At 61.0% G+C, this 21,483-nt stretch carries 18 protein-coding genes; 9 read left to right on the forward strand and 9 right to left on the reverse strand.

Translation table 11 applies throughout. The annotated features are described in order from the left end of the window. Nucleotides 1–56: 56 nt before the first annotated feature. Nucleotides 57–1,973 carry a biosynthetic arginine decarboxylase gene (speA, locus tag L1P05_RS14230; protein ID WP_226064258.1) on the reverse strand — a complete coding sequence of 639 codons (1,917 nt, stop codon included), beginning with the start codon at nucleotides 1,971–1,973 and terminating at the stop codon, nucleotides 57–59. A 1,058-nt stretch (nucleotides 1,974–3,031) separates the two neighbouring features. Between speA and metK the strand changes: the two genes are divergently transcribed. Together metK and L1P05_RS14240 are read left to right on the forward strand one after the other, a co-directional pair. Beyond that, a complete protein-coding gene (gene metK, locus L1P05_RS14235) occupies nucleotides 3,032–4,186 on the forward strand; it encodes a methionine adenosyltransferase (protein WP_012849786.1) in 1,155 nt (384 codons plus the stop codon). A 387-nt stretch (nucleotides 4,187–4,573) separates the two neighbouring features. Continuing rightward, the gene (locus L1P05_RS14240) at nucleotides 4,574–5,980 is read left to right on the forward strand and encodes a sugar porter family MFS transporter (protein WP_015462294.1); all 1,407 of its coding nucleotides are present in this window, start codon (nucleotides 4,574–4,576) and stop codon (nucleotides 5,978–5,980) included. Nucleotides 5,981–6,078: 98 nt separating this feature from the next. Here the strand turns inward: L1P05_RS14240 and pmbA are convergent, their stop codons facing one another. Together pmbA and L1P05_RS14250 are read right to left on the reverse strand one after the other, a co-directional pair. Beyond that, nucleotides 6,079–7,419 carry a metalloprotease PmbA gene (gene pmbA / locus L1P05_RS14245; protein WP_012849789.1) on the reverse strand — a complete coding sequence of 447 codons (1,341 nt, stop codon included), beginning with the start codon at nucleotides 7,417–7,419 and terminating at the stop codon, nucleotides 6,079–6,081. A gap of 374 nt (nucleotides 7,420–7,793) precedes the next feature. Then, entirely contained in the window at nucleotides 7,794–8,195 is a 402-nt protein-coding gene (locus tag L1P05_RS14250) for an H-NS family histone-like protein (protein WP_012849790.1), read from the reverse strand. Between the two features lie 491 nt (nucleotides 8,196–8,686). On the opposite strand from L1P05_RS14250, the gene yjgA reads away from it, so the two are divergent. Next, nucleotides 8,687–9,241: a ribosome biogenesis factor YjgA gene (gene yjgA, locus L1P05_RS14255; RefSeq protein WP_012849792.1), complete on the forward strand. Its 555-nt coding sequence runs from the start codon at nucleotides 8,687–8,689 to the stop codon at nucleotides 9,239–9,241. Between the two features lie 49 nt (nucleotides 9,242–9,290). Here yjgA and L1P05_RS14260 read toward each other — a convergent pair whose 3' ends face one another. The 6 genes from L1P05_RS14260 to L1P05_RS14285 all read right to left on the reverse strand — a co-directional run bounded on the left by L1P05_RS14260 (nucleotide 9,291) and on the right by L1P05_RS14285 (nucleotide 15,267). Next, entirely contained in the window at nucleotides 9,291–9,569 is a 279-nt protein-coding gene (locus L1P05_RS14260; RefSeq protein WP_012849793.1) for a barstar family protein, read from the reverse strand. Between the two features lie 5 nt (nucleotides 9,570–9,574). Further along, nucleotides 9,575–10,039: a ribonuclease domain-containing protein gene (locus L1P05_RS14265; protein WP_012849794.1), complete on the reverse strand. Its 465-nt coding sequence runs from the start codon at nucleotides 10,037–10,039 to the stop codon at nucleotides 9,575–9,577. Between the two features lie 136 nt (nucleotides 10,040–10,175). Continuing rightward, nucleotides 10,176–11,576, reverse strand: a complete 1,401-nt coding sequence (locus tag L1P05_RS14270) for a GH1 family beta-glucosidase (RefSeq protein ID WP_012849795.1) — start codon at nucleotides 11,574–11,576, stop codon at nucleotides 10,176–10,178. Nucleotides 11,577–12,412: 836 nt separating this feature from the next. Further along, nucleotides 12,413–13,714: a TRAP transporter large permease gene (locus L1P05_RS14275; RefSeq protein WP_012849797.1), complete on the reverse strand. Its 1,302-nt coding sequence runs from the start codon at nucleotides 13,712–13,714 to the stop codon at nucleotides 12,413–12,415. Next, nucleotides 13,714–14,217 carry a TRAP transporter small permease gene (locus tag L1P05_RS14280; RefSeq protein WP_012849798.1) on the reverse strand — a complete coding sequence of 168 codons (504 nt, stop codon included), beginning with the start codon at nucleotides 14,215–14,217 and terminating at the stop codon, nucleotides 13,714–13,716. The genes L1P05_RS14275 and L1P05_RS14280 overlap by 1 nt, the downstream gene beginning before the upstream one ends. Nucleotides 14,218–14,280: 63 nt before the next feature. Further along, the gene (locus L1P05_RS14285) at nucleotides 14,281–15,267 is read right to left on the reverse strand and encodes a TRAP transporter substrate-binding protein (protein ID WP_012849799.1); all 987 of its coding nucleotides are present in this window, start codon (nucleotides 15,265–15,267) and stop codon (nucleotides 14,281–14,283) included. Between the two features lie 379 nt (nucleotides 15,268–15,646). Between L1P05_RS14285 and L1P05_RS14290 the strand changes: the two genes are divergently transcribed. From L1P05_RS14290 to pnuC, 6 genes are all read left to right on the forward strand, one after another. After that, entirely contained in the window at nucleotides 15,647–16,567 is a 921-nt protein-coding gene (locus tag L1P05_RS14290) for a LysR family transcriptional regulator (protein ID WP_012849800.1), read from the forward strand. 130 nt (nucleotides 16,568–16,697) lie between these two features. Further along, nucleotides 16,698–17,816 (forward strand): adenosine deaminase family protein, encoded by a 1,119-nt coding sequence (locus L1P05_RS14295; protein ID WP_012849801.1) that lies wholly within the window; start codon nucleotides 16,698–16,700, stop codon nucleotides 17,814–17,816. A 3-nt stretch (nucleotides 17,817–17,819) separates the two neighbouring features. Beyond that, complete coding sequence (gene dcuC / locus L1P05_RS14300) at nucleotides 17,820–19,076, forward strand: C4-dicarboxylate transporter DcuC (protein ID WP_012849802.1); 1,257 nt, start codon at nucleotides 17,820–17,822, stop codon at nucleotides 19,074–19,076. Nucleotides 19,077–19,251: 175 nt separating this feature from the next. Further along, the gene (locus tag L1P05_RS14305; protein ID WP_012849803.1) at nucleotides 19,252–19,953 is read left to right on the forward strand and encodes a Crp/Fnr family transcriptional regulator; all 702 of its coding nucleotides are present in this window, start codon (nucleotides 19,252–19,254) and stop codon (nucleotides 19,951–19,953) included. 21 nt (nucleotides 19,954–19,974) lie between these two features. Next, nucleotides 19,975–20,721: a nucleoside phosphorylase gene (locus L1P05_RS14310; RefSeq protein ID WP_012849804.1), complete on the forward strand. Its 747-nt coding sequence runs from the start codon at nucleotides 19,975–19,977 to the stop codon at nucleotides 20,719–20,721. A 2-nt stretch (nucleotides 20,722–20,723) separates the two neighbouring features. Beyond that, the gene (gene pnuC / locus L1P05_RS14315) at nucleotides 20,724–21,452 is read left to right on the forward strand and encodes a nicotinamide riboside transporter PnuC (protein ID WP_012849805.1); all 729 of its coding nucleotides are present in this window, start codon (nucleotides 20,724–20,726) and stop codon (nucleotides 21,450–21,452) included. Nucleotides 21,453–21,483 lie beyond the last annotated feature (31 nt).

A 21,483-nucleotide genomic window follows, 5' to 3' on the forward strand; every position in this document is an offset into this window, starting at 1 on the left:
ACCGCAACTGCAAGCCCGGTGGATCGCCCCGACGACGACGCGCCGCCGAGCGTCGATCACTCGTCTTCCAGGTAGGTGTAGCCGTACAGACCGGCCTCAAACTCTTCCAGGAACTGCGCCTGCAGCGCCTCGTCCAGATGGGCCGCGCGCACCTGATCGCGGAAGTGGGTCAGCAGCACCTGCGGGTCGAGCTGCACATACTCCAGCATCTCCGCCACGGAGTTGCCGTCGTAGGATTCGTCCACCTCGACGCTGCCGTCCTCGAACACATACACATCGATCGTGGCGGTGTCGCCGAACAGATTGTGCATATTGCCCAGGATCTCCTGGTAGGCGCCGATCATGAAGAAGCCCACCAGCGGCGGATCCTGCGGATCGTACTCCGGCATCGGCATGGTGGTCGCCACGCCGTCGCCATCGATGTAGTGATCAATGGTTCCGTCCGAGTCACAGGTGATATCCAGCAGCACGGCGCGGCGCGTCGGTACCTTATCCAGTCCGCTGAGAGGCAGCACCGGGAACAGCTGATCGATCCCCCAGGCGTCCGGCATCGACTGGAACAGGGAGAAGTTAACGTACAGCTTATCGGCCATTCGCTCCTGCAGCTCATCGATGATCGGACGATGGGCGCGGTTGCTGGGGTCCAGCTGGGTCTGCAGCTGGCTGCAGATGGCCAGATACTGCTGTTCGGCCCAGGCGCGCTGGCTCAGGCTGAGGATCCCGTGGGCATACTGGCTGTGCACGTCGTGCAGATCGAGCTGGCTATCGTGCAGCCATTCGCGCAGCGAACGACGGCCGCTAGGCACCTGCATCTCTTCCCAGGTGGCCCACAGGCTCTGCAGCGCACGCGGCGCGTCGGCGGCCGGCGGCTGCGGCGGCGGCAGTTCGTTGCGCTCCACCCCGATGATATTGGAGACCAGCACCGTATGGTGCGCCGTCACCGCCCTGCCCGACTCGGTGATCACCGTCGGGTGCGGCAGGCCGTGCTCGTTACAGGCGTCGCCTATCCCCCAGATCACGTTGTTGGCGTATTCGTTTAGGCCGTAGTTAACCGAGCAGTCGGACTGGGAACGGGTTCCCTCATAGTCGACCCCCAGGCCGCCGCCGACGTCGAAGCACTGGATATTGACCCCCAGCTTATGCAGTTCGACGTAGAAACGCGCCGACTCGCGCACCCCGGTGGCGATATCGCGAATGTTGGCCATCTGCGATCCCAGATGGAAGTGCAGCAGCTGCAGGCTCTCAAGGTGCCCGGCCTGACGCAGGGTTTCCACCAGCTGCAGGACCTGCACCGCCGCCAGGCCGAACTTGGACTTTTCGCCGCCGCTGGACTGCCACTTACCGGAGCCCTGGGAAGCCAGACGCGCACGCACGCCCAGGCGCGGCACCACGTCGAGGCGCTTGGCCTCTTCCAGCACCACGTCTATCTCGCTCAGCTTCTCGATGACCAGATAGACCTTGTGACCCAGCTTTTCACCGATCAGCGCCAGTCGAATGTATTCACGATCCTTATAGCCGTTGCATACGATCACGCTACGCGTCATGCCGGCGTGCGCCAGCACCGCCATCAGCTCAGCCTTAGAGCCGGCCTCCAGCCCCAGCGGTTCGCCGGAGTTGACCAGCGACTCGATCACCCGCCGCTGCTGATTGACCTTGATCGGATACACCAGGAAGTAATCCCCCTGGTAGCCGAACGACGCGCGCGCACGGCGGAAGGCGGCGTTGATCGAGCGCAAACGGTGCTGCAGGATCTGCGGAAAGCAGAACAGCGCCGGCAGGCGCTGCTGGCGATCGGCCTGGATCTGCAGCGCCAGCGCCGTCAGATCGACCCGCGCCTGCGGCACGTCGGGATCCGGGCACACGGAGATGTGGCCCAGCTCATTCACATCGTAATAGTTGCCACCCCAGTAGGCGACGTTGTAGGTGCTCAGCATCTTGCTGGCATTACTATCGCTCATCGCGACCTCCTGCATGGAACGCAAAGGGGAGCTGTCTGCCGAATCCTGCGGATACTGTGCAATCAGATCAGACACGGGCAGCTCCTTTTCCGGCGTGGCCAACCGTTGCGCCAGCCACTATTGCAGCATCATCTGCATAGAACAACCCACACGCCGGGATTTTTGGCGTGACCACAAAGCTCAGCGCCGGACATAATGCCGGGCCGATATCAGTATAAGAACAAAACACGTCGTTAACTCCGTGGGTCGGGGAGCGCATTGGAATCGCCGATCCCCTATGAATAAACCCCTGCGGCCGGACGCCACAGGCTACCCTTGTTCAGTCATCAGATGCCGTAAACGGCGCAAGAATCCTGAGGTACACCCAAGCCGTCATCCCAAGAGTGGGTAACATCGGGCAAATGCGAGAAAAGAGGATAAAAAGGAGGGAAGGCGCGTTGCGCAAAACGCGTCGCGATGACGCAGTACGCCGCAGGGAGCGGCACGTTTTACCACAGCCTTAGCACGGATCATTACCTGAACCACCTCCATCGCTGCCATATCACACGGCAGATCTTCAAAGTTAACAGCATGATAAAACTGACAGTATGGCGCTGCCATACCCTCCTCGGCCGGAAGTGGGACACATAGCCGCCCCGAAACGCCCCGTTTTACGCCACCCGCGAAGGGGGAAAACGGCAGCACTCCGGTTGAAGCGTTATGCACCGGTAAGCTGCGCGCCGTTTATACCGACAACGGGCTAAAAAAGCAAAATGAAATTGTATCCACCGGCTGCAATCGGATCACCGGGTGCGCAGCGGGATCCCCCAGAGTGCGTTTCCGACAAAAAAGGAGTGGAAAAATCCCACCGCCTTGGCCTAGAATAGCCGTCCAGATGTTAATCCATCTATACTTTTTAACCGATAAACTGCTTAACGGCTTTGCCTGAGGGGCGTTGCAGGAAGCATCAGGCACCAGAGGTCCTCAGCGGATAACGATGAGGGTGCCCCTGATGGCTACCCCCAAACAGCACGCAGCGTCAGCGCTGTGCAGCGCAGTAGAATCAACCCGTCTTTTGAAGGTAAAGAACACATATGGCTAAACACCTTTTCACTTCCGAGTCCGTGTCTGAAGGACATCCGGATAAAATCGCCGACCAAATCTCCGACGCCGTACTGGATGCCATCCTCGAGCAGGATCCGAAGGCGCGCGTAGCCTGTGAAACCTACGTCAAAACCGGCATGGTGCTGGTCGGCGGCGAAATCACCACCAACGCCTGGGTCGATATCGAAGAACTGACCCGTAAAACCGTGGCCGACATCGGCTACGTCAGCTCTGACATGGGCTTTGACGCCAACTCTTGCGCCGTACTGAGCGCCATCGGCAAGCAGTCCCCGGATATCAACCAGGGCGTCGACCGCTGCGATCCGCTGGAGCAGGGCGCCGGCGACCAGGGCATCATGTTCGGCTATGCCACCAACGAAACCGACGTACTGATGCCGGCGCCGATCACCTACGCCCATCGTCTGATGGAGCGTCAGGCCCAGGTGCGCAAAAACGGCACCCTGCCGTGGCTGCGTCCGGACGCCAAGAGCCAGGTGACCTTCCAGTATGACGACGGCAAGATCGCCGGTATCGATGCCGTGGTGCTCTCTACCCAGCACGCCGACACCATCAGCCAGAAAGATCTGCAGGAAGCGGTGATGGAAGAGATCATCAAGCCGGTTCTGCCTGCCGAGTGGCTGTCTGCCAGCACCAAATACTTCATCAACCCGACCGGCCGCTTCGTTATCGGCGGCCCGATGGGCGACTGCGGCCTGACCGGTCGTAAGATCATCGTCGACACCTACGGCGGCGCTGCCCGTCACGGCGGCGGTGCGTTTTCCGGTAAAGATCCGTCCAAGGTGGACCGCTCTGCCGCCTACGCCGCGCGCTATGTGGCCAAGAACATCGTCGCCGCCGGCCTGGCCGACCGCTGCGAGATCCAGGTCTCCTACGCCATCGGCGTGGCCGAGCCGACCTCTATCATGATAGAAACCTTCGGCACGGAGAAGGTCGATCAGGAGCAGCTGACCCAGCTGGTTCGTGAGTTCTTCGATCTGCGTCCGTATGGCCTGATCCAGATGCTGGATCTGATCCAGCCGATCTATCGCCAGACGGCAGCCTACGGCCACTTTGGCCGCGAGCAGTTCCCGTGGGAAAAAACCGACAAAGCCGCGCTGCTGCGCGAGGCCGCCGGTCTGAAGTAATCGCGAACTCCCTTGCATAAGGCAGGCCTTACGGCCTGTCTTTTTTTATCCCCCGCCGCCCCCCTGCCGCTGACGCCAATCCAAGCCAAGCCAAAGTGAAAACGATTACATTTCGTCGATACGGCACCGTCACCCGTCGGCGCCACGCCGCCTATTCGTAGGCTTACGCCGGCTTTTCATTGGCCAAAATAGGGATAAAACCGCGAAATAACGTCATGTCACAACACAAACAAAGCGAGTCATTAACAGCCTGGCTACGTGCATTGATGATGATTATTTATCGTGGCGTATGTAAACGATTACATTTATGTGATCATGCGCACTTTATAGTCAGCGGGCAATTCTTACCATGGCGACATCAGAGAAATGATCCTGTTTGGAGGCAGTATGAGTACTACCGTCAATACATCCGCCGTACCCCATGCCCGTTCCAACGCCGGCATGACGTTCTTTGTCTGCTTTCTGGCCGCGCTAGCGGGCCTGCTGTTTGGTCTGGATATCGGGGTGATCGCCGGCGCACTGCCGTTTATTACCGATACCTTTAACATCACCAGCTCGCAGCAGGAGTGGGTCGTCAGCTCGATGATGTTCGGGGCCGCCGTCGGCGCCGTCGGCAGCGGCTGGATGAACCACCGTATGGGGCGTAAATACAGCCTGATGATCGGGGCGATTCTGTTCGTCGTCGGCTCCCTGTGCTCCGCCTTCGCCCCTAACGTCGATATTCTGATCCTGTCGCGTATCCTGCTGGGGCTGGCCGTCGGCATCGCCTCCTACACCGCGCCGATCTACCTGTCCGAGATCGCCCCGGAGCGCATCCGCGGCAGCATGATCTCGATGTACCAGCTGATGATCACCATCGGGATCCTCGGTGCCTATCTGTCCGACACCGCCTTTAGCTATACCGGCTCCTGGCGCTGGATGCTGGGGGTGATCACCATCCCGGCCATCGTGCTGCTACTGGGGGTCTTCTTCCTGCCGGATAGCCCGCGCTGGCTGGCCTCCCGTAACCGCCACGAGCAGGCGCGTCAGGTGCTGGAAAAGCTGCGCGACAGCAGCCAGCAGGCCCAGGATGAGCTGAACGATATTCGTGACAGTCTGAAGTTAAAGCAGAGCGGCTGGGCGCTGTTCCTGCAGAACAGCAACTTTCGCCGGGCGGTCTATCTGGGGATTCTGCTGCAGGTAATGCAGCAGTTTACCGGGATGAACGTCATCATGTACTACGCACCGAAAATCTTCGATCTGGCCGGCTTTGCCAGCACCGAACAGCAGATGTGGGGAACGGTGATCGTCGGCCTGGTCAACGTATTGGCCACCTTCATCGCCATCGGCCTGGTGGACCGCTGGGGCCGTAAGCCGACGCTGATCCTGGGCTTTATCGTCATGGCCATCGGGATGGGCACCCTGGGCACCATGATGCACATCGGCATTACCTCTAGCGTGGTGCAGTACTTCGCCATCTTTATGCTGCTGCTGTTTATCGTCGGCTTCGCCATGAGCGCCGGCCCGCTGATCTGGGTACTGTGCTCCGAAATCCAGCCGCTGAAAGGGCGTGACTTCGGCATCACCTGCTCCACCGCCACCAACTGGATCGCCAACATGATCGTCGGGGCAACCTTCCTGACCATGCTGAACAATCTGGGCAGCGCCCACACCTTCTGGGTCTACGCCGCCCTGAACCTGATCTTCATCTTCATTACCCTGGCGCTGATCCCGGAGACCAAGAATATCTCCCTGGAGCACATCGAGCGTAATCTGATGGCCGGCAAATCGCTGCGCAACATCGGCTCGCGCTAAACACGTCGCCCCACGCTACCGCATGGCGCCTGCCATGCGGTTTTTTTTGTCCGCAGAGAGGCAAAACCCCGGCAGCGTCGGGGGCGATGAGATCCCCCTTACTCCCCGGCGATCTGCATGCTGTCCAGCAGCACCGAGCCGCACTGAATGTTGCTACGCGTCTCAATATCGTCGCCTATCGTGACCATGTTGGCCCACATATCGCGCAGATTGCCGGCGATGGTGACCTCGCTCACCGGGTACTGGATCTCGCCGTTCTCCACCCAGAAACCGGATGCGCCGCGCGAATAGTCGCCGGTCACCGCGCTCACCCCCTGCCCCATCAGTTCGGTGACCAGGAATCCGCGCCCCATCTCCCGCAGCATCTGTTCAAATCCCAGCCCGCGGCCGGCGATACGCCAGTTATGAATGCCGCCGGCGTGACCGGTGCTATGCAGCCCCAGCTTACGCGCCGAATAGCTGGTCAGCAGCCAGGTCTGCAGCACGCCGTCCTGTACAATGCGGCGCGGCGTGGTGCGAACCCCTTCGCTGTCGAACGGGGTCGACGCCAGACCGCGCAGCAGGTGCGGCTGCTCATCGATGGTCAGCCAGGAGGGCAGGATCTGCTGGCCCAGGCTGTCGAGTAAAAAGGTGGACTTGCGGTACACGCTGCTGCCGCTAATGGCCCCGACCAGATGGCCGAACAGCCCGGTAGCGGCCTCTGCGGCGAACATCACCGGCGCCTGCATAGTGGGCAGACGACGCGGCGCCAGGCGCGCCAGCGTTCGGCGGGCGCACTCCTCGCCGATCCAGCGCGCGGAGCGCAGATCGTCCATATCACGGGCGATGGTATAGGCGTAATCGCGCTCCATATCGCCGTTCTGCTCGGCAATCACGCAGCTGGAGAGAGAGTGACGACTGGAGCAGTAGCTCTGCAGCATGCCGTGGCTGTTGCCGAAGACGCGGATGCCATAGTGGCTGTTGAAGCTACCGCCCTCGGTATTGGTGATGCGTGCATCGGCGCTCAGGGCCGCCTGCTCGGCCTCCGCCGCCAGTGCAATCGCCTGCTCAGCGTTCAGCTCCGCCGGGTGAAACAGATCCAGATCCGGCGCCTCAAACGCCAGCAGATCGCGCGGCGCCGGCCCGGCGCAGGGGTCCGGAGAGGTGTAGCGCGCAATGTCCAACGCCGCCTGCACCGTACGCGCGATGGCCTGCCGGCTGAGATCGGTCGAGGAGGCGCTGCCTTTACACTGCTGATGGTAGACGGTGATCCCCAGCGCGCCGTCGCTGTTAAACTCGACGTTCTCGACCTCACCAAAGCGGGTGCTGACGCTGATGCCGGTGGTCCGGGTCACCGCCACCTCTGCCGCATCCGCTCCGGCCTGCGCCAGCGTCAGCGCCTGCGCCACGGCCTCTTCCAGCGCCTTGCGCTGCTCTGCTACCTGATTGATGACTTTCATTAATCCGCCATGATTGCAAAACGGTTAAACCGGACGACACCGCGCCGTCGGCTATGACAACAGGCCGCAGCCTGAGTAATACAGGGCCGTATCTCCCGCGGACAGCCGGCAGCGGTACAGGCCAGCGCGATCGCCGACAACCGCCCAGGGACAACGGCGCCCAATGAGGGAACAGCAGCTAAGAGTGTAACAGGAAGCGCAGCGAATTTCGTTGCCGGCGCAGACCCGCCGCGGTGCGGGCGCCGTGCCGAAGGCGCAGCGCGACCCGGCGAAAGGATGAGATAAGAAAAGACGGGACGCGCGGAGCCGCCGCAAATAACGGCGCGACCGTCATGCCCCTGCGCTAACGGGGAGCATCATGACGGTCGGAGAATTTATTTGATCAGGAAATCATCCAGGGATTTACCGGCATCAACTTCAATCTTGATCATTTTCGGCATGCGGCCCTGACCGGTCCACTGCTTAATTTCGCCGTTCTCATCCAGATATTCATATTTAGCCGGACGCGGCGCACGCTTAGCTTTACGCTCGGTGACCTTTTCCATCTCCAGCAAATCATCCAGAGAGATCCCTTCGGCCATCAGCATTTCGCGGTAGGACTTCAGCTTCTCTTCACGCTCGCGACGGCTGCTCTCAGCCTGCTCGATCTCTTCACGGCGCTCGCTTACCACGGCGCGCAACTTATCCAGCATCTCTTCCAGAACGGAAATCTGGGTTTCGCGTGCATAGGCACGCAGCGTACGAATATTATTCAGTGACTTCAACAAATCTGACATAACTAACCTATATTAATTTAGACCGCGGCATTATAATTATATTGTCTTTCGAGTCAAAACCTATGACAAATTAATTTTCCCTGACCGACGTTCCGTGTTCGGTCCCTCTTTCCGCCACCGTTAACAGATCAAAAAAAACGATTTAGCAAAATATTATATATCCCCAATCAGATCACAATCCGCCAATTAAATATTAATATGTATTATTAATCAGAGAATTAATTTCAACGCACTGCGTCGAGCCGTCCTCGTCGTCGCGCGACAGACCACGCGTAACGCGCTCTTTTTCGTCGCCACAGCGCGGCGCACGGGGGGCGATGGCGAACATTCCCTGCCGTAAAACGGGCGCCGGGTATATACTTCTGCACGGGAAACCGTCTTACGGGTCATCCATCGGCCGCGGCCGGCCGCGGCGTCGGCGCGGGCCGATAATTGCGCGACACGCGCGCGTACACCTGTTAGGATGTGCGCCATTTTTTAAGGAAACTGCCATGCACAAACATCCAGACGAAGAGTGGCTGGACGAGATCCCAGGCCAACAAGAGAACGAAGATGATGATGAAATCATCTGGGTCAGCAAAAGCGAAATCAAACGCGATGCCGAAGCCCTGAAAGCCCTGGGGGCCGAACTGGTAGACCTCGGGAAAAATGCGCTGGATCGCATCCCGCTGGATGAAGATCTGCGCGCCGCAATTGAACTGGCGCAGCGCATCAAGAAAGAGGGGCGTCGTCGCCAGCTGCAGCTGATCGGTAAACTGCTGCGCCAGCGCGATCCCGAGCCGATCCAAACGGCGCTGGATAAGCTGAAAAACCGCCACAATCAGCAGGTTGCTCTGTTCCATAAGCTGGAGCAGCTGCGCGACCGTCTGATCAACGATGGCGATGAGACGATCACCGAGGTTCTGAACCTCTATCCCCACGCCGACCGCCAGCAGCTGCGTGCCCTGATCCGCAACGCCAAAAAAGAGCGGGACGGTAACAAGCCCCCCAAATCCGCACGTCAGATCTTCCAATATCTGCGCACGCTGGCAGAAACGAACGACTGATACAACGCGCCTGCCGGCCGCTTGGCCGGTAGCGCCGTTTTCCACCGCGCTAGGCCGCCCTATCGTAGGTGTTAAAGCGCAGCTCGCCCTCCAGCTCCTCTTCGGCGGCTTCAAACAGCAGCACCAGCGCCGCAAAGCGTCGCTTCTTCGCGGCGTCGAAGTTGACGAACGTAATCTCCAGCGGCATCCCGATATCGCCGGTCAGCACATCCCACAGCGCATCAAGGTTATTGCCAAACCTCGGCGCCAGCGTAAAGGCCTGGGAAAACTGGCGATAGAACGCCGCTAAATCAGCTATCTGGTTAAAATCAAACTGGACTTTTTGCATGGCGATCACTCCATACGGGTAAAGTGTCGATAGTGATCACGGGTGACATAAATCAGACCGTCGTTAGAGTACAGTACACGATCCGCCTGACGACGGCCACAGCGATAGTTTATATCGGCTTCACGCCAGATCCGGTGCGCCTGCTGCGGCAGACGCCCCTCGCGGTTGGCGAAACGATCGCCGCCGATGGCCCGCCCGGGCACCACCTGGCACAGGTTGCCGCGAGCGGGATCCCAGCCCGCCGCTCGCGCCTGACGCTTGGTTATATAGTAGTCAGGCAGCCGCTGGTTCGCCTGAAGATAGGCCACCACCCGTGCCTGGCGCGTCAGCTGCTCGATCGACGCTTCCGTCTGTTGCGTCGGCTCATCGCTGACCCCGCGCGCAGGGTGCTGCGCCAGCGCCACGCCACCCACGATCATGACACTCAGGGCCAGGATCAGGCCAAAGAAACCTCTGCTCCGTCCGTTCATCGTTACTGAGAGACCACTCCTGCACTGCGACGGCAACGCGACCGTCTCTGTCTGCCGCCAACGGCGGCCCTATCCCTTTATCATAAACGCTGAGGCGGGAAAAACCAGCCGGGCGCTGCCGTCAGGAGGCCAGGATTTAACGCTGAGCGCCGTTGCTGCGGATCACCTGCTGATACCAGTAGAAGCTGCGCTTCTTGCGCCGTGCCAGATCCCGCTGCCGATCGACATACACGAAGCCATACTGCTTCTGGTAACCGTTTAGCCACGAGAGCAGATCGATAAACGACCAAGGGTAGTAGCCGCGCACGTCGGCGCCTTCGGCGATGGCCTGCTCGACGGCGGCGATATGGTCGCGCAGGTAGTCGATACGGGGCTGGTCGGCTATCTCATCGTCGATGATGGGATCTTTGGCCCCCAGCCCGTTTTCGGTGATGTAAATGGGGATCTCGCCGTAGCGCCGACAGATGCGCGCAATCGCCTCCGTCAGCCCCTGCGGATAGATCTCCCAGTCCCAGTCGGAGTAAACACCATCGGGGTTGCGTACGATCTTAAACAGCCCCTTAAACCCCATGCCGCCGCCGCTGCCCTTCTCTCCGCTGGTATTGAGATCAAAGCCCTGTATATCCTCATTGGCGGCGATCATCTCGCGTTTGTAGTAGTTCAGCCCAATAAAATCGACGGTGTTCTCCCGCAGCAGCGCCGCATCGCCCGGGGCAAACTGCGGTACGCCAAACGCCTGCTGCGCCATCGCCAGCAGCTCCGACGGATAGCTACCCTTCAGCACCGGATCGAACAGCCAGTGGGTGTAGATCCCCTCGGCCAGTGCGCAGGCGCGCAGATCCTCGGGACGCTGGCTGATGGGATCGTTCGGCTGCATCACGTTAACGAAGCCGATCTGCCCAGCCACGCCCATCTCGCGAAAACGCTTTACCGCCCGCGCGTTGGCCAGAAATACATGGTGACAGGCCTGAATACCGACGCGCGGATCCTTCAGCCCCGGAGGATGCTGGCCGGTAAAGTACCCCATACCGATAAAGACAATGGTTTCGTTAAAGGTCGACCACAGATCGACCCGATCGCCGAAGCGGGCGTAACACAGGCTGGCGTACTCCTCAAAGGCATCCACGATACGACGATCGGCCCAGCCGCCGAAGCGATCCTGCAGCGCCTGCGGCAGATCCCAGTGGTATAGCGTGATCATCGGGCGGATATTGTGCTGCAGCAGCGCATCGATAAGCTCGCTGTAAAAGCGCACGCCCGCCTCATTGACCCGCCCGGTTCCCTCCGGCAGCAGCCGCGACCACGAGAGCGAGAAGCGGTATGAGGTCATCCCCAGCTCGGCCATCAAGGCGATATCCTCACGAAAGCGGTGATAGTGGTCGGCCGCCACATCACCGTTGCTGCCCTGGTAGGTCGTGCCAGGCTGATGCGAGTAAACGTCCCACACGGACAGTCCCTTGCCGTCGGCTTCATGCGCCCCTTCAACCTGATAAGCCGCCGTCGCCGCCCCCCACAAAAACCCCTCGGGAAATCCCATGACCATTACTCCTCGGCGTCACGCCATCGCTTGCTCTGCGCCCCGCGGGCGCCCCGATCCGCAGTATAGTCTGTGACAAAAAAAGACTGCAACCGGTTTCAGAAACCGGTTGCAGTCTACGTGATCGCCGCCACACCGCAGGGCGGCGGCGCCGCGACGCGCCTGTCCCCTATCGGCGATGCCCGCACGCGTATAACGCAGGCGCAGAGGTAAAGGTAGAGGCCGCGGAGATGGGGGTGAACGCGGAGGTGGGGGTAGAGGCGGATATAAACGCAGAGGTGGACGAGAACGTTCATCGGAGCAGAAACGTGGAATGTATACGCGGACGCACGGGCGACGGCGAGGAAGACGACAGGGGATAGAAAGGCGAAAGCAGAGGGGGGAGAGCCTCTCTGCTTTCTGAACCCGATCTGTCAGAATCGGGAGTCGTTCAGCGGAATTTTAGCCGAATCCCGCGAACCGGCTCATTATCTCACAGGCAGCCGACGGCGCAATTCTCCGCGTCGCTAAATCTACTTTTTGTGAGCTGCTAGACCAGATAATTCGGTGATAACGAAGCCCCCCGTTGGTTTTTCTGAAACATCCCGTCAGGTCGCGCCAACCGGCTATCACCATGTCCGTTTCCCCCCTCGCCCCCCGACCGCGCTGCCGTGTCATTTCGCTGACATACCAGCGTTATAGGGTACGAGGGCGTGCTCCGTAACCGTGCGTGGCGTCGGCGCTCAGACCCGTTATCCCACGTTGTTCCGTGACGCGCGGGATGTTTCTATCCGACGGCGGGTGACAGAACGCAAAAAGGCAGAGATAAACTCTGCCTTTTTGGGGGGTGACTCCGCTTACATCAGGCCGAACAACCGCGGCACAAACAGGGAGATCTGCGGGATATAGGTGATCATCATCAGCGCGACGATCAGCGCCAGGTAGAAGGGCAGCAGCGGCTTAATCAGCTGCTGGATCTTCACGCCGGAGATAGAGCAGCCGACGAACAACGCGCTCCCGACCGGCGGCGTCAGCAGACCGATACACAGGTTGGCGACCATCATGATACCGAAGTGTACCGGATCCATCCCCAGCTCCTGCGCAATCGGCAGGAAGATCGGGGTAAAGATCAGGACCGCCGGGGTCATGTCCATAAAGATGCCGACGATCAGCAGCACAATGTTGATCAGCAGCAGGATGACGATCGGGTTTTCCGAAATCCCCATCAGCGCATCGCTGATCATGTAAGGGATATCCGCGTTGGTCATCGCCCAGGACATGCCGACGGAGAAGCCGATCAGCAGCAGGACGATCGAGGTCGTCACCACCGACTCCAGGATCAGCCGCGGCAGATCGCGCCACTTCACCTCGCGATAAATCAGCACCGACAGTACAAAGGTGTACACCACGGCGATCGCCGAGGCCTCGGTCGCGGTAAATACGCCGCCGAGGATCCCGCCCATCACGATGAACACCAGCAGCAGGCTGGGCCAGGCATCCCACAGGGCTTTACCCGCCTGACGCAGGGTCGGACGCGCGCTGACCGGGTAATTACGCGCCTTGGCGATAAAGGCGCACACCACCATGATCGACAGCCCCATCAAGATCCCCGGCAGATAGCCGGCCAGGAACAGCGATGCCACGGACACGCCGCCGGCGGTCAGGGAGAAGACGATCAGCACGTTGGACGGCGGGATCAACAGCCCGGTGATACAGGACGACACGTTCACCGCCGTACAGAAGGCCGGATCATAGCCTTCGCGGGTCTGGATCGGGTGCAGGGTGCCCCCCACCGCCGCCGCCGCCGCCACCGCCGAACCGGAGATGGAGCCGAACATCATGTTGGCCAGCACGTTAACGTGCCCCAGCGAGCCGGGAACGCGCCCCACCATCACCTGGGCCAGGTTGATCAGCCGGATGGCGATGCCGCCGCTGTTCATCAAGGTGCCGGCAAAGATAAAGAACGGGATCGCCAGCAGCGCAAAGTTATCCAGCCCGTTGGCCAGGCGCTGTGCGACGGTAATGGTGGCGATTTCCCACGGGAACATCAGCAGCATGGAGGCAAAGGTGGCGATACCGATAGAAAATGAGATCGGCACGCCGACAAACACCAGAAAGAAGAAGCTGCCAAACAGGGTCAGGGCGATATAGCTATCCATCAGTTATTCACTCCTTGCGGACCGGCCAGTTTCTTCATTCCGCTGATCACAAAATACAGACTATAAAAAATGATGATGGCGCCGCTCAGCGGCAGAATAAAATAGACATACCCCATCGGGATCTGCATCGCCGCCGACAGCTGCGCCGTCTCCAGGGTCTTTTCGATCAGCATCCGTCCGCCGACGATCATCACCAGGAACGAGAACACCATCACCAGCAGATTGACCAGTACGCTCAGCGCAGCCTGGGTGCGGGCATTGACCGACATCGCCAGCAGATCGATAGAGAGGTGGCGCTGGGCGCCCACGGTATAGGCGGCGCCCAGCAGGCCGACCCAAATCATCAGAAAACGCGCCAGTTCATCGGTCAGGGTACTGGGCTGACTGAGCACATAACGGCTGAACACCTGCCAGACGACGCAGGCCACCAGCGCCACCATCACCACCACCGCAAACGAGGCGATACTGCGGTCGACGATTTTTTTGATCCGATCGAGAATCATACGGTCTATCCAAATAGCGGGATGAAACGGCGCGGGCGTATCTCTCGCCCGCGCATAACGGCATTACTGCGCAGCGGCTTCAAACTTGTCCAGCAGCGCGGCCTGCTTCGGATCCTTACGGAACTCGTCATACAGCGGCTGTACGGCGGCGCGGAACGGTGCCTTGTCTACGCTGACGATGCTAGCGCCCATCGCTTTGGCCTGCGCACGGGACTCGGCATCGACCTGATCCCACAGCTTCTGCTGGTAGGCCTCAGAATTACGGGCGGCTTTGGTCAGGATGTCCTGCTGCTCCGGGGTCAGCTTCTCCCAGGTTTTGGTGGCGATGACCAGGTAGTCCGGAATCGAGGCGTGCTCATCTTCAGACAGGACGTTGGCGATTTCGATGTGGCGGGTCTGCACCCAGGACGGCACGTTATTCTCCGCGCCATCCACCACGCCCTGCTGCATGGCGGTATACACTTCACCGAAGGAGATCGGCGTCGGAGAGCCGCCCATCAGCTCCACCATCTTGATGGTGGTCGGGCTGGCCTGTACGCGGATTTTCATCCCTTTCAGATCGGCAGGCGAGGTGATCGGCTTCTTGGCATAGAAGCTGCGGGTACCGGCGACGTAGGCGGACATGGCGAAGAAGCCCTTATCCTTGGTGGAGTCCATAATCTCTTTGCCGACCGGACCATACACGACGTTATCAAAGTGCTGCTGATCCTTAAACAGGTACGGCATATTATAAATGGCGTAGACGTTATCGAATGATTCCAGATCGCTGGCGGAGCCTTTCGTCATATCCAGCGCGCCGTTCTGCAGCAGTTCGAGGGTTTCGCGGGCGCTGCCCATCTGGCTGCTGGGGTAAATGCGGATGCGCATATTGCCGTTAGAAAGTTGTTGTACCTCTTTCGCCATCTGCTCGAAGGCCTGGTGCACAACGTGGCTGCGCTCAAGGTTATGAGCCAGTTTCAGCGTGACTTTCTCTGCTGCCTGTGCGCCGCCAGCGATCAGAGAAAGCACGGCTGCGCAGAGGATATGACGGGAAAAAGTTTTCAGTTTCATATAGCAAGGCTCCCTGATATTGGTTGAATATGTGTTACTTTTGGTCTGAACAAATAAGTGATTACGCCAATTTCTGTATGACATCTTATTTTAGCTATCGGATAAGTAGGCAGTACATGCCTCACATTTCCGGTAATTCCCTTATCAGAGATACAATTCTGCGCTTTCGATCACCAAATAATTCGAATTGAACAGCTTAATAACATCGTAAATACCGATGATTTAATCTCCATATTTATCACTCAAATTATTTTTCCTACATATATGTTCGGGAAAAATATATTATTCGCCGAGAATCGCGCGGCGGGGTTGTCATACCACTGGCCGAGAGGGCAGGATAGCGGGGGAGCATCCGGAAAACCGCGGAAGGGGAGCAGAGATGGAGATAGGCTGGCTTGAAGACTTTCTGGCACTGGCAGAGCTGCGTAACTTTTCCCGCGCCGCCGCCAGCCGCAATATCACTCAGCCGGCCTTTGGCCGCCATATCCGGGCGCTGGAGCAGAGCGTCGGCCAGCAGCTGGTCGATCGCAGCACCACGCCGGTGACCCTGACCCCCGCCGGCTATCAGTTTCGCCTGCTGGCCCACGCGATGACCAACCAATGGCGCGAGGGGCTGAACAACATCAACGGACGCCCGCAGGCCCTACTCCACCCGGTGCGTTTCAGCGCCCCCCACAGCCTCTCCTTCCCTTTTCTGCTCGACCTGATCGCCGCGGTCACCGCGGACGACCCGGCGCCTTTACCCTTCGGCGTCGATATTCTGCGGGTGGACTTCGCCGTCGAGGCGCTGATGGAGGGAGAGAGCGACTTCCTGCTGGCCTTTGATAACCACGCCCTGCTGCAGCCGCCGTTTGACAACCTGCTGCTCGGACGCGGCGATCTGCTGCTGGTCAGCGCCCCCGATGCCAACGGCAAGGCCCGCTTTCAGCCGGGGGAGCACCCGGTACCGGTGCTGCGCTACACCCCGGACTCCTACAGCGCCCGCATGGTAGAGCGTCTGATGCCCCAGTATCCCTTCCCCGCCCAGCCGCTGTTTGAGGCCTCGCTGTGCGATCTGCACCGTCAGATGGCGCTGCGCGGCCACGGTCTGACCTGGCTCGCCGACTGCCAGATCGGCGCGGAGCTGGCGGAGGGCCGGCTGGTGGCCGTGGATCGCCAGCGCTGGCGCGTCCCCTATCAGATCCGCCTCTATCGCAACCGCGCCCGCCTGCACCAGCGCGCCGAGGCCTTCTGGCAGCGACTGGCGCAGCGCATCGACGCCGGCCACGCCTTCTGGCCGCCCCCCGCCCCGGCGCGCTAAGCGCTTCGCACGCCGGCGGAAAACCGGCCCCGGTGCCGAATCGGCCTGAGCCATGCCGGAATAGCATTTCACGCCCGACGTGCGCTCCCCTATGATGCGCCTTTCCCTTTTTCTGCCGCGGGATACGTCAATGTCAGCGACGCAAACGATTACCTGGCCGGACTTTCTGGCCCAATTCCCCAAACTGGATCTGCACTACCACCTGCTGGGTGGCGTTCGCCTGGAGACGATGCGCGACCTGGCGAAGCAGGCGGGCGTGCCCCTCACTGAACGCGATGCCAAGAGCTTCTACCGCCGCTATCAGGCTCAGACCGGTCAGGTCAAAGGCGGCATCGCCGCCCTTAACTTCCTCTACCCGCTGCTGACGCGCCCCCAGGATTACTGCCGGGTAATGCAGGAGGTGGCCGAGGACGCCGCGGCGACTGGCGTACGCCACCTGGAGCTGTTCTGGAACCCGTCTGACACCGCGCTGCCCTATGCCGAGGTCACCGCCGCGCTGGCGGAGGGGCTGGCCTGCGCCGCCCAACGCTGGGATATCCACGCGCTGTTCCTGCCGGCCATCAACCGCGAAAAGAGCCCCGAAGAGGCCGTGCGCATGGTGGAGACGGTGCTAGCGCACCCGCACCCGCTGGTGCCCGGCATCGGCATCGACTACCGCGAACACGATGCGCCGATAGAGCACTTCTGGAAAGCCTACCGCCTGGCGCGCCAGGGCGGGCTGCGCCTGACCGGCCACTGCAGCGAGTTTGGTCTGCACTGGCGTAACGTGGAGAGTGGACTGGATCTGCTGCACCTCGATCGCATCGATCACGGCTACAGCATCGTCGATAACCCCGAGCTGATGGCGCGCTGCGCCCGCGACGGCGTTCCCTTTACCGTGGTGCCCAGCAACACCTTCTTCCTCACGCGCTGGCCCGATCGCGACGCGTGGCGCCAGCACCACCCGATCCGCCGCATGGCGGCGGCGGGCATCAACCTGATCCCAGCCACCGACGACTGGCATATGCACGACACCAACGGCGCCGAATGCTATCGGGTCATGGTGGAGGAGTTCGGCTTCGATCTCGACGGGGTGCGAATCATGCTGGCCAACGCCATCGATGCCTGCTGGCAGCCGGCGCCGCTCAAGGCGCGCTGGCGCAGCCAGTGGCTGGCCGAATTCGATGCCCTGCGCGCTCGGCTGGCGCAGGAGCCGCCCTGCGATGCGCAGCGCCATGTCATCTACCAACGCCCTGTCTCGGGAGACTAAACCATGTTAGTTATTGCCGGTATTGTGATCCTGATCCTGACGGTGATCCTGCTGATCAAACGCCAGGATACCCGCACCGTGCTGCTGTTCTCCGGCCTGCTGATGTGCCTGCTGGCCGCCGACCCGATGGCGGCGATGAACAGCTTTGCCCAGAAGATGGTCTCCGAGGGGCTGATCCAGGCGATTCTGTCGGCCATCGGCTTCGCCACCGTGATGAAGTTTACCGGCTGTGACCGCCACCTGGTACGCCTGCTGAGCGTACCGCTGCGGCGCGTCGGCCTGCTGCTGATCCCCGGCACCATTCTGCTGACCACCTTCGTCCAGCTGGCGCTGCCCAGCGCCGCCGGGGCCGCCGCCGCCGCCGGTATCACCATGATTCCGCTGCAGCTGGCGGCGGGTATCCACCCGGTAATGGCCGGCGCCGCGGTGCTGGCGGGCACCTTCGGCGCCAGCCTGCTCAATCCGGGCAGTCCGCACATGGCCCTGGTGGCCAAAATCGTCGGCGGCGACGTGATGACCATCATCGGTTCACGCGCCATGACCGTGGTGTGGCTGGGGCTGCTGATCATGGTCGGCATGACGCTGACCGCCCTGCTGCGCCGTGAGCATCGCGGCTATCATTCAACGCTGGAAAGCGAGATGCAGGCCGACCACCAGCCGATCAACCTGCTGGCCGCGCTGATGCCGCTGCTGCCGGTCACCCTGCTGATGCTCGGCGCCTTCGGCGGCGTCAGTTGGCTGAAGATGGGGGTGCCGCAGGCGGTCATGTGGGGGATCCTCGCCACCCTGCTGGTCACTCGGACCCACCCGGGCAAAGCGATTCCGGCCTTCTTCGACGGCATGGGCAAAGCCTACAGCGACGTGTTCGGCATTATCATCTGCGCCGGGGTCTTCGTGGCCGGTCTGAGCGCCATAGGGCTTATCGATGCCGCCAAAACGCTGCTGATCGACTACCCGCAGGCCGCCCGCTTCGGCGGCACCGTCGGCCCATTCCTGATGGCCATCGTGATAGGCTCCGGCGACGCCGCGGCCTACGCCTTCAACGAGGCCATAACCCCCCACGCCGCTGCCTTTGGCATGGATGGCACCAGCCTGGGGACCGCCGCCGCCTTCGCCAGCTACCTGGGGCGCACCGCCTCGCCGCTCTCCGCCGCCGCCATCGTGGTCGCCGGCATGGTCGGCGTCTCGCCGCTCGATCTGGTCAAGCGCACCGCGCCGGTGATGCTGGTGGGACTGCTGCTGCTGATCGTCCTGATCTGAGTCCGTCCGCGGCGCATCCAAACGAGATCGTCGTCACATATCCCGCCACAACACACCCGCCCGGGACATTTGTCCCGGGCGGGTGTGTAATATCAGAGCCCGTCGGCAGTTTTTACGCCCCCGTCGCTGCCGCACCGGACGCCCGTCCTGTCCCGTAACCGAAGGAATATCTATAGTGTTCAAAGCTAACTGCGGCATGCACAGCGAAGCGTGGCAGGCCATCATTGCGCAGGTCACCGCCAACGCCGCCCTCTACGATTGGGTAAAGCACTGTCCGCTGAGCGTCATGCGCCGCTGGTCCGCGCGCACCGTCGCGCAGAACGAACTGATCTGCCGGCAGGGCGATATCTGCCAGCATTTCCGACTGATACTACGGGGAGAGGCCGACATCTTTTTTGAAGCTGACGACGGACGCCGTTATCAGCAGGCTCGCTACCACCAGGGAGACATCTTGGGGGAGCTGGAAATATTTGAACAGCGCCCCTATATTTGCTCGGTCGAAGCCACCCGCGAGACGCGTCTACTGGAGCTCACCCGCGATGACTTCCACCGTTGGCTGGCGCTGGATAACCATTTTAATCAACGCATACTGCGTACCTGCAGCCAGCAGTATTATCACCTGTCCGCCAAGGCCGGTGCCGACAGCCTGTATACCCTGCAACAGCGGGTATCGCTGGCGCTGTGGCAACGCTTTGCGCAGCAGGAGAGCACGCGCATCGCGCTGGATAAACAGCAGCTCAGTCACGAGTTCGCCGCCGCCGTGCGCAGCATTAACCGAATCCTATTCACCCTGAAGGAGCAGCAGATTATCGCGGTTGATGGGGAGCATATTACCCTGCTTGATCCCGACAGCCTGCAGCGTGAAGCCGGTCTGTAATACAGACGTATGAGGAGCCCGATGGAACTACAACCGCACATCCGCCTGAGCCGCGCGATGACCCAGGCACGCTATGCGCTGCTGCCCGGCGATCCGCAGCGCGTTGAGCACGTCGCCCGCTTTCTGGCGAAGGTCGAGCCGCTGGGGCAAAACCGTGAATTCCGCGCGCTGCGCGGCGAGTTCCACGGCATCGAAATCCTGGCCGTCTCCACCGGCATCGGCGGCGCATCGACCGCCATCGCCGTGGAGGAGCTGCGTCGCATCGGCGTCACCACCCTGATCCGTATCGGCAGCTGCGGCGCCCTGCAGGATCACATGGCGATGGGCGATCTGGTGATCGCCAGCGGCGCGGTGCGCGATGAGGGGACCAGCCGCGCCTATGCGCCCGCCGGCTACCCGGCCTGCGCCGACAGCGGTCTGGTGCACCTGCTGCGCGCCGAGGCCGAGCGCCTGGCGTTCCCTGCGCACTGCGGCTATGTGCGCAGCCACGACAGCTTTTATACCGACCGAGAGGCCGAGCTGGACGCCGCGTGGTCGGCGCGCGGTATTCTGGCCGCCGATATGGAAACCGCGCCGCTGATGGTGGTCGGCGCGCTGCGCGGCCTGCGCACCGCCTCGGTGCTCAACGTGGTGGTCACCCACAACGGGGGGCTGGAGCAGGGCATCAACGACTACCAACAGCAGGAAGCGCACAGCCAGCGCGGCGAAGCCCGCGAGATCGAGCTGGCCCTCAACGCCATCCGACAGGATTATAACAAGGGGAACTGATCATGGATTTTTTCAGCATTAACAACGTAATGGCAAACATTCCCCTCGGCGAAGGCGGATATGCCCTGTCATGGATCGAGGCCATCGGCACGCTGTTTGGCCTGCTGTGTATCTGGTTTGCCAGCAAAGAGAAGATCATCAACTACCTGTTTGGGCTGATCAACGTCACCCTATTTGCCGCCATCTTTTTCCAGATCCAGCTGTACGCCAGCCTGCTGCTGCAGGTGTTCTTCTTCGCCGCCAACCTGTACGGCTGGTACGCCTGGAGTCGGCAGAACGGCGATAACGAGGCGGCCCTCAGGGTACGCTGGCTGTCGCGCGGCAAGGCGCTGACCCTGATCCTGGTCTGCCTGGTCGCCATTGCCCTGATGACCCGCTTTATCGATCCGGTGTTCGCCGTCCTCACCCGCATCGCCATCGATCTGCTGCAGGGCATGGGCGTCGCCGTCGTCATGCCGGATCTGCAGCCGGATGCCTTCCCGCTGTGGGACTCCACCATGCTGGTGCTCTCCATCGCCGCGATGGTGCTGATGACCCGCAAATACGTTGAGAACTGGCTGCTGTGGGTGGTGATCGACATCATCAGCGTGGTGATCTACGCCATCCAGGGAGTCTACGCCATGTCGCTGGAGTATATCCTGCTGACCGCGATCGCCGTCATGGGCTCCGTGACCTGGATCAACAGCGCGCGCCGCCACGGCTCCCGCCCGCTGGCGCCGGCCACCGTATAATCGCCCTGTCCGCGTCCCGCCTGCCGGGACG

It is taken from the genome of Edwardsiella piscicida (genome assembly GCF_021733145.1).
Taxonomy (GTDB): domain Bacteria; phylum Pseudomonadota; class Gammaproteobacteria; order Enterobacterales; family Enterobacteriaceae; genus Edwardsiella; species Edwardsiella piscicida.